Annotated in this window: 9 protein-coding genes; 6 read left to right on the forward strand and 3 right to left on the reverse strand. The window is 39.3% G+C overall.

The window, feature by feature from the left end; genetic code table 11:
* Window positions 1-2: 2 nt before the first annotated feature.
* Window positions 3-1118, forward strand: a complete 1116-nt coding sequence (gene ydiK / locus PR767_RS01720) for an AI-2E family transporter YdiK (protein ID WP_109911261.1) — start codon at window positions 3-5, stop codon at window positions 1116-1118.
* Window positions 1119-1829: 711 nt separating this feature from the next.
* On the opposite strand, the gene ppsA is transcribed toward ydiK, so the two are convergent.
* A complete protein-coding gene (gene ppsA / locus PR767_RS01725) occupies window positions 1830-4208 on the reverse strand; it encodes a phosphoenolpyruvate synthase (protein ID WP_109911260.1) in 2379 nt (792 codons plus the stop codon).
* A gap of 262 nt (window positions 4209-4470) precedes the next feature.
* On the opposite strand from ppsA, the gene ppsR reads away from it, so the two are divergent.
* The 5 genes from ppsR (at window position 4471) to PR767_RS01750 (ending at window position 11187) form a co-directional block, all read left to right on the forward strand.
* Window positions 4471-5334, forward strand: coding sequence for a posphoenolpyruvate synthetase regulatory kinase/phosphorylase PpsR (ppsR, locus tag PR767_RS01730; protein ID WP_110731880.1), 864 nt, complete (start codon window positions 4471-4473; stop codon window positions 5332-5334).
* 123 nt (window positions 5335-5457) lie between these two features.
* Entirely contained in the window at window positions 5458-6507 is a 1050-nt protein-coding gene (locus tag PR767_RS01735) for a 3-deoxy-7-phosphoheptulonate synthase (protein ID WP_272519790.1), read from the forward strand.
* A gap of 369 nt (window positions 6508-6876) precedes the next feature.
* Window positions 6877-9051 carry a TonB-dependent receptor domain-containing protein gene (locus PR767_RS01740; protein WP_272519791.1) on the forward strand — a complete coding sequence of 725 codons (2175 nt, stop codon included), beginning with the start codon at window positions 6877-6879 and terminating at the stop codon, window positions 9049-9051.
* A 105-nt stretch (window positions 9052-9156) separates the two neighbouring features.
* Entirely contained in the window at window positions 9157-10185 is a 1029-nt protein-coding gene (locus PR767_RS01745; RefSeq protein WP_272519792.1) for a hemin-degrading factor, read from the forward strand.
* Between the two features lie 630 nt (window positions 10186-10815).
* Entirely contained in the window at window positions 10816-11187 is a 372-nt protein-coding gene (locus PR767_RS01750; RefSeq protein ID WP_004910390.1) for a helix-turn-helix domain-containing protein, read from the forward strand.
* 236 nt (window positions 11188-11423) lie between these two features.
* On the opposite strand, the gene PR767_RS01755 is transcribed toward PR767_RS01750, so the two are convergent.
* Both PR767_RS01755 and PR767_RS01760 read right to left on the reverse strand, forming a co-directional pair.
* Complete coding sequence (locus PR767_RS01755) at window positions 11424-12440, reverse strand: lipoate--protein ligase A (protein ID WP_109911255.1); 1017 nt, start codon at window positions 12438-12440, stop codon at window positions 11424-11426.
* 63 nt (window positions 12441-12503) lie between these two features.
* Window positions 12504-12992 carry a C40 family peptidase gene (locus PR767_RS01760; protein ID WP_272519793.1) on the reverse strand — a complete coding sequence of 163 codons (489 nt, stop codon included), beginning with the start codon at window positions 12990-12992 and terminating at the stop codon, window positions 12504-12506.
* Window positions 12993-13064: the final 72 nt, after the last annotated feature.

A 13064-nucleotide genomic window follows, 5' to 3' on the forward strand; every position in this document is an offset into this window, starting at 1 on the left:
TAATGGAAAAATCTCAAAAACGCTTGGATCTTCCCAAACTTATTTTCGGCCTATTATCCATCGTTTTAATGATAGCAGCCTGTTTTTGGGTACTTAATCCATTTATTCTTGGCTTTGTATGGGCGGGAATGATGGTAATTGCAACTTGGCCACTATTATTAAGACTCGAAGCTCGCTTATGGCGCAAGCGCTGGTTAGCTGCATTAGTGATGGTTCTTCTTATATTACTATTATTCGTTATCCCATTAGGTATCCTAATTGGCAGTATTATTGAAAATAGTACTCCACTTATTGATTTAGCTAAATCACCATCAAGCCTAACGCTGCCTGATTTAGAATGGCTAAATACTATCCCGATGGTAGGTGAAAAAATTTACTATGCATGGCATAGCTTAGTTGCCAGTGGGGGTAATGCTTTACTTGCCAAAATTCAACCCTACTTTGGCCAAGCCGCAGGGTGGTTTGCCACACAAGCTATTAGCGCAGGAAGATTTGTTTTTCACTTGATGTTAATGCTGCTGTTTAGTGGTTTACTCTATCTTAAAGGCGAATCAGTCATGGTTGGTATCCGCCACTTTGCTGTGCGTCTTGCAGGGATCCGTGGAGATGCAGCTGTCGTATTAGCCGCACAATCTATTCGAGCCGTTGCGTTAGGTGTTGTTGTGACTGCACTCATTCAAGCCATTGTCGGTGGCATTGGCCTCGCTCTTTCTGGTATCGGTTACGCAGCAATCTTGACTGTTCTATTGTTTATTTGCTGTGTGGCTCAATTAGGGCCTTTATTAATCATGATCCCCTCCGTGTTATGGCTATTTTGGACAGGTGATACGACCTGGGGGATCATCTTGGCTATTTGGGCTGCCGTTGTCGCTACTATGGATGGCGTTCTTCGCCCATGGTTAATTAAAATGGGCGCAGACTTACCCATGGTTCTAATCCTTGTTGGTGTTATTGGGGGAATTTTATCATTTGGTATGATTGGTTTGTTTATCGGCCCGGTTGTATTAGCAGTTTCTTACAGCTTATTAAAAGCTTGGATGAACGAAGTCGCTGTTCCGAATGAAGACTTAACAGAAACTGAAAAGTTTCTAGAGGAAGAGTTTTCGATTAAAAAGTAGTATACCGCCAATTAGTCGCAGGTATGTTTAAGCTATACATGCTTGCGAACTTAATAAATCTAGTTCCATTAATATTTAGAAACAATATTTAACATTCTAACGTTAGTATTTAGTCTAATTTATGTTAACATAAATCTATTGAATTAATTCTCTTTAAGTAACAATGAGTAATATTAATATTGAGAGTGTTCTTAATGATTGTATAATATGAATAGTTTAATATTCAATTATTGAATCATATGGATCTAAGAAGCCGCGCCCTTCCCCCTTTAGGCGTTGCTTTATTAACTGAATTGCTGTGTGTAGTCTTTGCCTGTCAGCCCATGATAGGCTTTTTTTTTATCTTTATTTAATATGAATACTATTCATGTCATAATCAGAACATCACTTTATAATTATTGATTAACATCAATTTTTGTCATTATTATCCGTTATAATACTCCTTTGGCGTTATATAATTAATTAACTTACGTTACTCTTATTTAGCATATACTTGCCTGTTAAATTTAATACGCATAATAAGGGTAATTATATTTAGCTTATTGTTTGTTTATGCCTAAAAAGCATTACACAACCACTTATTCAAAACTATTTAATATCAAACTACCTATTATAGAAGTTATCAATTTCTATAATAGGTAGCTTTGATTAAGTAAACACAAAGGCTGAATGCTATTCACATTCAGCCTTGATAATTAAAAAACTAAATAGTTATTGATTTTCAGCTATCGTTAGCCATGTTTGCACAACGGTGTCAGGATTTAAAGATAAACTATCAATACCTTCATCAACCAACCATTGAGCGAAATCTTGATGGTCGGATGGCCCTTGCCCACAAATGCCTACATATTTATTTTGGCGTTTTGCAGCCTGTATTGCCATGGATAACATCGCTTTCACGGCATCATTTCGTTCATCGAATAATTCAGAAACAACACCCGAGTCCCTATCAAGACCTAATGTTAACTGAGTCATATCATTCGAACCGATAGAGAAACCGTCAAAATGTTCGAGGAATTGATCAGCCAGTAAAGCATTTGATGGGATTTCGCACATCATAATAACTTTTAAGCCATTTTCACCACGTTTCAAATCATGTTTAGCCAATTCTGCAACTACGGCTTCCGCCTGTGCAACCGTGCGAACGAATGGGATCATGATTTCAACATTTGTTAGGCCCATGGTATTACGAACACGTTTAACCGCTTCACATTCCAATGCAAAACAGGCACGGAAGCTATCAGACACATAGCGCCCTGCACCACGGAAACCTAACATTGGGTTTTCTTCTTCAGGTTCATAAATATCCCCACCGACTAAGTTGGCATATTCGTTTGACTTGAAGTCAGATAAACGGACAATAACGCGTTTTGGCCAGAAGGCTGCGGCTAAAGTCGAAATTCCTTCGGTTAATTTACCGACATAAAATTCAATCGGGTCATCATAACCTGCCATCATTTGGCGAATTTCTGCTTGTAGCTCAGGAGATTGCTTATCAAATTCCAGCAACGCTCTTGGGTGAACACCAATCATACGATTGATGATAAATTCAAGCCTAGCTAAGCCCACGCCTTCATTAGGTAAACAAGCAAAATCAAATGCACGGTCAGGGTTACCGACGTTCATCATAATTTTGACATCTAGACTTGGCATATCACTCACTTCAGAGCTGTGAATTTCAAATGCAAGTTTACCTTCATATACAAAGCCTGTATCGCCTTCAGAACAAGAGACAGTCACCTCTTGGCCTTCTTGCAAACGGTCAGTCGCATCACCGCAACCGACAACGGCTGGAATACCTAACTCACGAGCGATAATCGCAGCATGGCAGGTGCGTCCACCACGATTGGTAACAATCGCAGCCGCTTTTTTCATGATTGGCTCCCAATCAGGGTCGGTCATATCGGTAACGAGTACATCCCCCGCCTGAATTCTATCCATTTCACTCAAGTTATGAATAACTTTAACCGCCCCTGAGCCAATACGATGACCAATTGCACGCCCTTCAACTAAAACTTGTCCTTGTTGTTTTAATTGGTAACGCTCCATCACTTGTTGATTAGAACGAACGGTTTCTGGCCTTGCTTGAACAATATACAAACGCCCATTATGACCATCTTTTGCCCACTCGATATCCATTGGGCGACCGTAGTGTTTTTCAATCTGTAAAGCTTGACGTGCAAGTTCTTCAACTTCGTGATCAGCCAAAGAGAAACGATTGCGTAGAGCCTCTGGCACATCTTCGATTTGTACTTGTTTACCGTGCTCTTTACTATTGGCATACACCATTTGTAATTTTTTTGAGCCCAGTGTACGACGTACAATCGCAGGGCGGTTGCTGGTTAACGTTGGTTTATGGACATAATACTCGTCAGGGTTCACGGCGCCTTGTACCACCATTTCACCTAAACCATACGCAGAAGTGATAAATACAACTTGGTCGAAACCTGATTCAGTATCAATCGTAAACATGACACCCGACGAGGCTAAATCTGAACGTACCATGCGTTGAACACCCGCAGAAAGTGCTACACCGCGGTGGTCATAACCTTGGTGAACGCGATATGAAATCGCACGGTCATTAAATAATGAAGCAAAAACGTGTTTAATCGCAACTAAGACTGCGTCTATCCCTTGAACGTTAAGGAATGTTTCCTGTTGCCCTGCAAACGAAGCGTCAGGCATATCCTCAGCCGTTGCCGATGAACGGACAGCAAATGAGGCTTCCGCTTCACCTTCTGACAGTTGCGCGAATGCATCACGAATATCTTGTTCCAACTCCTTCGTCAGCGGTGTATCAATCACCCATTGACGGATCTGAGCACCTGCTACAGCCAGTTGGTTCACATCATCAATATCCGTTTCATCTAGCAGGTTATAAATGCGCTGATTTACACCGCTCTGCTCCAGAAAATCATTAAACGCCTGTGCGGTTGTCGCGAAACCGTTAGGTACGGATACTCCCAGATCAGATAAGTTAGTGATCATTTCACCGAGAGAAGCATTTTTGCCCCCAACACGGTCAACATCATTCATCCCTAATTGGTTATACCAAAGTACATTACACGGAGTGAGGCCATTTGTGGACATTGAAAGCGATCCTTTTATAGCAATTTAGTGACAGAGTACAAATCGTAAAAAATCTCGTTGGCGAAAATTCGCCTCGTGAAATAGACTAGCACAGACGCTAAGAGAAGATGGACTGGTGAATCGTTCCATCACTGAAGAAAACTTTTTTGTTCTAAAAATCGTTCAAAAAATGGCTATAGTTCCCCCTATAAACTAATTTTTAAACTTTAAACAAAGATAATATCTCCCAATATCCAGTGATAAATACAATAAGAGACAAATAATGATGACCGAATTAGGAGCAATGAATAATATGGCAAGCCAAGTTCAACGCACAGTTTTTTTTATTTCTGATGGAACAGCGATCACCGCTGAAACTTTGGGGCATGCCGTACTTTCTCAATTTCCGCTGTCATTTATTTCTTATACTCTGCCGTTTGTCACAAGCGAAGCTCGCGCGCAGGAAATTAAACAAAAAATTGATATTATCTTCCAAGAAACGCAATTGCGCCCTTTGGTGTTCTATTCGATTATCTCCCCCGAAGTAAAGCAAATCATCACTCAAAGTGCCGGGTTCTGCCAAGATATCGTTCAGAGCTTAGTCGCCCCGATTCAAAAAGAAGTCGGCCTAGAACCTGAACCCAAACTTAACCGAACCCATGGTTTATCTATGCAGAATATGAATCAATATGATGCACGTATCGCTGCCATTGAATATACACTGGCTCACGACGATGGGATTTCGTTACGAAACCTGGATCAAGCCCAAGTGATACTGATAGGGGTTTCACGTTGTGGCAAAACACCAACAAGTCTCTATTTAGCGATGCAATTTGGTATCCAAGCTGCAAACTACCCATTTACGGCTGACGATATGGATAACTTACAGTTACCAGCCGCATTACGCCCATATACGCATAAATTGTTCGGTTTAACTATCAGCCCTGAACGGTTAGCTGCCATCCGTGAAGAGCGCCGTGAAAATAGCCGCTATGCTTCCATAAGGCAATGTCGTATTGAGATAGCTGAAGTTGAAGCTTTATTTAGACAAAATAAAATCAATTACTTAAATACAACTAACTACTCTGTTGAAGAAATTTCCGCAAAAGTGATTGATACCATGGGCTTACAAAGACGAATCTTTTAATGAATACAAATAAAAAAAATATTCATTCCAGCTAAGTTGGAGGTTGAAATTACGCCACATTCGTTTATTGTGATCTTAATCACTTATAGGGCATACGCCTATTAAAGTTCTTTGAGAAAGAAAATGCACAAAACTGATGAATTACGTACTGCGAGAGTGGATAGCTTAATTACCCCACAAACTCTCGCTGATGAGTTTCCTATTTCCCAAAAAGTCGCTGAAAACGTGACAGCGTCACGCAAACGCATAGAACAAATATTATCCGGTCAAGACCCGCGTTTACTGGTTATTGTTGGCCCTTGTTCGATTCATGACATCGATGCGGCTATTGAATACGCTAAAAAATTAAACGCATTAAGAGAGCATCATCAAGACCGTTTAGAAATCGTCATGCGAACTTACTTTGAGAAACCACGTACTGTCGTGGGTTGGAAAGGGTTAATTTCTGACCCAAACCTTGATAATTCTTGCCAAGTTAATACCGGTATCCGGTTAGCTCGTAAATTATTAATTGAAGTTAACCAATTAGGGTTAGCCACGGCAACCGAATTCCTTGATATGGTCACCGGGCAATATATTGCAGATCTGATTAGTTGGGGAGCAATAGGTGCTCGCACAACAGAAAGCCAAATTCACCGTGAAATGGCATCCGCATTGTCTTGTCCTGTTGGTTTCAAAAATGGCACAGACGGTAATATTAATATTGCCATTGATGCAATAAGAGCTGCAAAGGCACAGCATATGTTTTTATCACCAGATAAAAACGGGCAAATGACCATTTACCAAACTAGTGGTAATCCACATGGTCATATCATTATGCGTGGGGGTAAACAATCTAATTACACTGCCGGTGACTTAGCCGCAGCTTGTGACAAACTACGTAAATTTGAATTACCAGAGCATTTAGTGGTCGATTTCAGCCATGGTAATTGCCAAAAAATTCACCGTCGACAACTCGAAGTTGCTCGAGATATCGCTGAACAAATAAAAGATGGTTCTACCGCTATCAGTGGTGTAATGGCAGAAAGCTTCTTGGTTGAAGGCACGCAAAAAGTGGTTTCTGACCAACCTTTGGTTTATGGTCAATCAATTACCGACCCATGCCTTGGCTGGGAAGATACCGAGCAACTTATTGAAATTCTTGCTCAAGCTGTTGAATCACGCTTTAAATAAACCCAATAATTCCAAAATTCTTCTATTACAAGCCCTTTAGTTTCGTTTACTAAAGGGCTTCTTTATATTTAAATCAGAAATAATTATTATTTAAATATAATTAAAACGATATAATACTCTACTTAATCAAATAAAATAGAATTTTAATCCAAAAAAAGTCTTGACCCACCCCACACTAACGATAATAATTCTCACTACGAACTAATTTATGCGTTCGGTTTCCTGTAGACCAGCCCGACTATCCGCTACAACATTACAGTGCTAAATAGTTCTAACAAATAAATACGCTACGCGAACACTTATTGCATGCCACCCAGAGATTTTATCCAGGCAGCCAGCAAATTTTGAAACCAAAGGAAAGGATTTCCTATGCTGTTTAAATCGATGCCTACATCAACTCATCAAGAACATAAAATACCACTCTCCGCTATCGCAGCTACCATTATAATGGCAGGGTTTAACAACACAGCCTTAGCTGAAAATTTATTACCCGCAAAAGCAGTGTCAACAACGGATACCCGCGACATTATTCACGTTTCTACCTCACCTTATGACTTAGAAAAAATTGCTGTTGCAGAGAATGTTGAGGTTATTGATGCCCAAGCACCCGAACAGCAAGCCGCCACATCCGCCCTTGATTTATTAAAAGGCCAACCTGGGGTGTTTGTCTCTGGTTCCAATAGTACTTATGGACAAAGTATTCAAATGCGGGGCTATGATCCCCGAGGCGTAAAAGTAACCGTTGATAATATCACTCAGGACTTTAATTCAGGCTTATATGATGCAACATTTATTGACCCAACTTTAGTAAAAAAGGTGTATATCCATAAAGGTTCCTCTTCGGTACACCATGGCGGTGGCGCTTTGGCAGGGGTAGTCTCTTTCAAAACATTAAATGCTACTGATATTTTGAAACCCAATCAAAATCTAGGTGGCCGTATTTTCAGCGGTATAGATCACAATGAACATAGTTACTATGCAGGAGGAACACTATTCGGGCGTCTCAACACTCTTGATACATTAATCAGCTACAGTCAACGCAAGAAAAATTTGATTGGCTCACCTGATTTTGCACACATCGATAATCATGAAAATATTCATAATTGGATGCTAAAAACCACATGGGCAGCGACTCCCTCTTACCTTTTAGCAATTCAGTTAAAAGATTATCGCAATGAAAGCTTAGGGGTGAAACAACCCAGCAAACCAACAATCAAAGAGCGTTATCCGAATACACCACATGAAAGAAACAGTCGCCAATTTGATGTCGCGATAAGCCAATACTTTACCCCTAAAAATAATGTTAACTGGCAAGCTGAGTGGGATATTTACTATAGTGATTTATCTCTAGACCAAACTGACACGGTCAAGATCACCACAAAACCCAAAGAGTACGGTACAGAAAGGCGAAATCAATACACCTATGGAACTAAATTCGCCAATAGCTTCACCATTCCAATGTATCGCTGGGCAAATCATCATATCCAAAGTGGAGTTGAGTATTACGCACAACAACAAAAATCAAACCAATATGCGATTAGCTACCCGGCAGCGTCATTAACTAATACTTCAGGTTGTCTAGTCAATGACATGACATTACAACACTTACCTATCACGTTCTCTGCGGGCACTCGTTTTACACGATATCAAACAGATAGCACGCGCATAGCTAAAAATGCTCATACTAATTGGTCGTCACGTTTTGCTGTCAGTGCCACCCCACAACACTGGGTAAATATTTTTTCTTCTTATTCGGAAAGTTACCGCACCCCACGCATGAGCGAGCTGTATAACAATTCAAATCATTTCACGATCCCTTTCATCGGAATGAAATCAGACTTCCGCCCTTCCCCGGAATTACTACCGGAAGTCAATAAAACTATAGAAGCAGGGGTAAAACTCAGTTTCGATGATCTGCTAATAGCGAGGGACTCTCTACATTTTGGTTCAACTTATTTCTATACAAAAGCCAAAAACCACATTGCTCTTGAAGGAGAATACGAAGAAATATTTAACATAAGAAAGTTTAGAACCGAACATTTTCCGAAAGAACTTTATTTTGTAAATATACCTTCTGCCACTATTCGCGGATTTGATAGTTTTATCCATTACAAAACACAATGGTTTGAGCTTAATCTCAGTCACAACCTAACCCAAGGTAATGAAGATGGCTCACATTATTCCCTTTCATCAATACGTCCTGAAACCCTAGTTGCTCGCTTCAATGCTCCCGTACCTGAAACAGGAGTCAATATCGGCTGGATCGGCGAATTTACGGGAAAAACTACATTTGAAGGTAATGTAAAATACCAGTTATCACACCATAAATCGGATAAAGGCTTAGACCGCTACCACAAAGAGGTTATTCAACAGGCAGGTTATAGCCTGCATGATTTTTATCTCAACTATCAAGCCGACCAATTTATTAAAGGCCTCAGCTCAACACTAACGATGAAGAACGCATTCGATAAACAATATGTTTCTTCAATGGGTGTTCCTCAGGAAGGTCGAAATTTCCACCTTAACGTAAATTACTCATGGTAACGCATTAAAAATCGCATGTTATCAACTGGTTTGGCTAGTATTTAAAATAAAACAAATCAGTTGATGACTTTCTCCCGGCAATCTTAATTTTTCAAGGAAAAATTTGTGAACTCAAACCTCTACAATGATTACCAACAAATTCAAAAATCACATTCTAACTTATGCCCTCACAAAATCGCTGCCTTACTTCAGGTTTCAGAAGCACAACTAGTTCATTGCCGTGTAGGAAATGAGAAAGTCCTTCGATTATCAGGAAAACCGGCAGATATCTTGCAAAATTTAGTCTCTATCGGCCAAGCGAAGGGAATAACACGCAATAACTATGCCATCAGTATTCAAACCGGTGAGTATAGTAACCCGCGGTTTAGTCACCATGGCGGGCTATTTTTAAATCCTAAAGCACTCGATTTACGCATGTTTTTTGCACAATGGGATTCCACTTTTGCTCTTGTTGAAGAAACCTCAACAGGGCTACGCCATAGTATGCAATTTTTTGATAAGCATGGGGACGCATTACATCAGGTTTATGCTACAGATAAAACGGATATGGCTGAGTGGCAGGCTATTGTTGAACGCTATGCTTCGCTGGATAACTTACCTATTGTACCAAAAGAAATTCTCCCACCTTCAACACAAGAAATTAGTCAAGAACTAGCCACTGAGCTAGAACAACAATGGCGAGATATGACTAATGTGCACCAGTTTTTTGGAATTTTACAAAAACATAATTTAAGTCGTCAGCAAGTTTTCCGTGCGGTTAGCCAAGAATTAGCATGGCAAGTTCCTACCACCGCCTTATCTGATCTGCTTTCTCTTGCATACCAAGCACAAAATGAGGTGATGCTTTTTGTCGGAAATCGTGGCTGTGTTCAGATTTTTACTGGCAAAATAAAAGAGTTAACAAAAAATAATTCGCTCAATATTTCTGGTCATAACTTTCAATTGCATTTCATTGAAAATGGTATCTCCGAATGCTGGGTGACTCGAAAACCGACTAAAGATGGGTTTGTAACTAGTTTAGAGGTCTTTGATAAGCAAGGTAATCAACTTATTCAAATGTATGGGCAACGTATAGAAGGTACGCCAGAACAAATAGAATGGTGTAAACAAATTCTTTCTATGTCTCGCTTATAATAAAAAGTATTAAAAAATTGTTGGGCTTCTAATGGTAAATTTCCGAATACTTTTTAAGCAAATATTGTGATTAAGTTAGAGATGAAATTTACCATAGAACCCTTTGCTTCATTAATTCACGACAGCGACATAAGCCACTTTTTGATATGGAAAGAGAATAATCCTCCATTATCCGCATAAAGCGTTTTACTTGTAGTTTATATTAGTTATTAACCCTGCAAATATTGTCATTACAGAGATTTCCCACCATGACAATTACCTCGGAATTTCCTGTTTATTGTTATATAAAAACGATTACAAATGGAACAATAATTTTTCAATTATTTACTTGGTTAATAATTTCGAATGGATTGAACAATTTTTTTGAACATAACAAAAAAAACGCCTTCAACTCACCTAATAAAACAACAAAAATAACATAATCATTTGAATTTAAACAATTTTAAACATACAATAATGAATGTTTAAAATGTTAATTTTATCAACATCTATTGTACTAATAGCTATTCTCATTTAAAAACCGCACGTTTGGCCTATCGATATATCGGAAAAACAGGAAGAATAGACCCTAATTTCGTGAGTTATTATTAGTTATTAATGAACAATAGCCTACTTGAGTAGGAGGTAAATATGTCAGAAAGTGTAGTCAACGATATTGTTAAATGGCTTGAAAGTCAGTTGCAACGCAATGAAGGCATCAAAATCGACACAATTGCCGATAAAAGCGGTTATTCAAAATGGCATTTACAGCGCGTTTTCAAAGAAATGAAAGGTTGCACGCTTGGCGAATACGTCCGTAAACGTCGTTTATTAGAAGCAGCTAAATCATTACGTGAAGGTAACTTACCTATTCTTGACATCGCATTGCAATATGGCTTTAGCTCACAGGCGACATTTACCCGTATCTTTAAAAAGCACTTTGATACAACGCCTGCAAAATTTCGCCAATCAGGTGAATTGCCTGAATGCAAAAATTTTATGACCTGTAGTTGTCATAACTAATTATTTTAGAACATCCCTTCCTATTAGTTATTTGTAATTTTGAAGTCTATGTCTGAGCCGACTATGTCGGCTCAAGGTTGTTGGCAAAGCAAGATAAAAGTGTGATTTTTCTCGCTTTGTGTTATCAGTCGAAAATCAAAAAATTGATTTTCCTCTTTTATTTTCAATAACCTATTAGACCGCAGCTAAACATAAATGTTTATCCGCAGTCTGAGCCGACTATGTCGGCTCTTTTTTTAACTTAATTCATGGGCTAACCAGTTTTCCAAATCAGCCAACTGTTCCTGCAATTGCGGCCATTTCACAACCATCTCTTTGCTCAATGCACGTACTGTTTCTGCCTGATACGCTTTACCTGTCAATTGCTCACTCAGCCACTCTAAAGGAGATGGGTCTAAACTATCCGTAAAAAACTGACAGCGGTTTATCACACCTTTTTCGATATCAAAATGAAACTCAATTCCCCCCCAAGGAAAACGGGTATCTGAATAGTGAGAGAAAGCCGGGGCTTGCCCAAAATTCCATTCCCAACTACTTTGTTTTGCAAAGGTGTCTGTGAAATTTGGCAAATCAGGTAGTTTTTCAGGGGAAATATACTCAGCAGCGACCGTTTCACCGAAGTAATTAAAAAAGCTTTTAATTATTCCTTCGCAAACAATTTCATGAGAAATATTGGGGACAAGCTCAGATAAATTAGCCACACGAGAACGCACTGACGTAATTCCTTTTGCCTGTAATTTTTTCGGATCTGGATTCAGATAGTTTGCTAAGCGACTTAAATCTGCATTAATCAGCAAGGTTCCGTGGTGAAAACCTCTATCCTTCGTTTCTCGGTATGCAGAACCCGATATTTTTCGCGGACCACTTTCAGTCTCTAAAACTAAATCATTACGGCCAGAGATTTGTGCGTTAATACCGACAAGTGCCAATCCATCGACAATAATTTGTGTAGAAACTGTTTTGTCATATTCCGGTTTTCCTGCCATAAACGTAAAACAAGTATTACCTAAATCATGAAAAACAGCCCCACCACCGCTACTACGCCGTGCTAAACGAACATTATCTTCTTCCATCCTCCGAGTGTTACATTCTTTCCACGGATTTTGTGCACGCCCTATAACCACCGTATCAGCATTTCGCCAAAGAAACATAACACGTTGGTCGGTTGGCATTTGTCGGAAAATGGTTTCTTCAACCGCAAGGTTAAACCAAGGATCGTAGGATTCAGAGATGAGTAAACGTACTGTTGACATTAGGCTATCCTTAAAACAAAACTTGCCCTTAAAATAGCATAATCACTAAAGAAAATAGCGAATTTAGATACGCCTTGCCTGCCAAAACACTTTTCGCCAATAAACGTTGTCCATTGATGAACGGATCACCCCTTTACTCGTTGATGCATGAATGAATGTATTATCGGTATCGTAGATACCCACATGCAATCCATTCTCTCCTGAACCTGTTTTAAAGAACACCAAATCCCCTGGCATCAAATCTGATTTATCAATCTGTGTGCCTAATTGAGTTTGATCTACCGTTGTACGAGGTAATTGAATGGCAAAGCGATCATTAAATGTGCGATAGACAAAACCGGAACAATCAACACCATTTTGATTCATGCCGCCATAATGATAAGGCGTACCATACCACTGCTCGAGTTGGTCTTTTAATTGCGCTATAGTCATAATTGGATCAGATAACTGTGTTTTTAGCGGCGGTGGTGGCGTTCTTTTAACGGATGTCGATGAACAACCAATTAAAACTAAACACAATAATAGTGGCAGGTGTTGTATTTTAATAACCATAAAGCACCTTATTTATCTATCTGATTACGATAACTTGCTTATATTATAGTGCGTGAAGACTATAATATAAGC

The organism is Providencia sp. PROV223 (assembly GCF_028479245.1).
Lineage (GTDB): Bacteria > Pseudomonadota > Gammaproteobacteria > Enterobacterales > Enterobacteriaceae > Providencia > Providencia rettgeri.

Coding starts and splice junctions, on each gene's coding strand:
- PR767_RS01760 (WP_272519793.1), bottom strand. CDS start 12,992: ATGGTTATTAAAATACAACACCTGCCACTATTATTGTGTTTAGTTTTA.
- ppsR (WP_110731880.1), top strand. CDS start 4,471: ATGATGACCGAATTAGGAGCAATGAATAATATGGCAAGCCAAGTTCAA.
- PR767_RS01750 (WP_004910390.1), top strand. CDS start 10,816: ATGTCAGAAAGTGTAGTCAACGATATTGTTAAATGGCTTGAAAGTCAG.
- ydiK (WP_109911261.1), top strand. CDS start 3: ATGGAAAAATCTCAAAAACGCTTGGATCTTCCCAAACTTATTTTCGGC.
- ppsA (WP_109911260.1), bottom strand. CDS start 4,208: ATGTCCACAAATGGCCTCACTCCGTGTAATGTACTTTGGTATAACCAA.
- PR767_RS01740 (WP_272519791.1), top strand. CDS start 6,877: ATGCTGTTTAAATCGATGCCTACATCAACTCATCAAGAACATAAAATA.
- PR767_RS01735 (WP_272519790.1), top strand. CDS start 5,458: ATGCACAAAACTGATGAATTACGTACTGCGAGAGTGGATAGCTTAATT.
- PR767_RS01755 (WP_109911255.1), bottom strand. CDS start 12,440: ATGTCAACAGTACGTTTACTCATCTCTGAATCCTACGATCCTTGGTTT.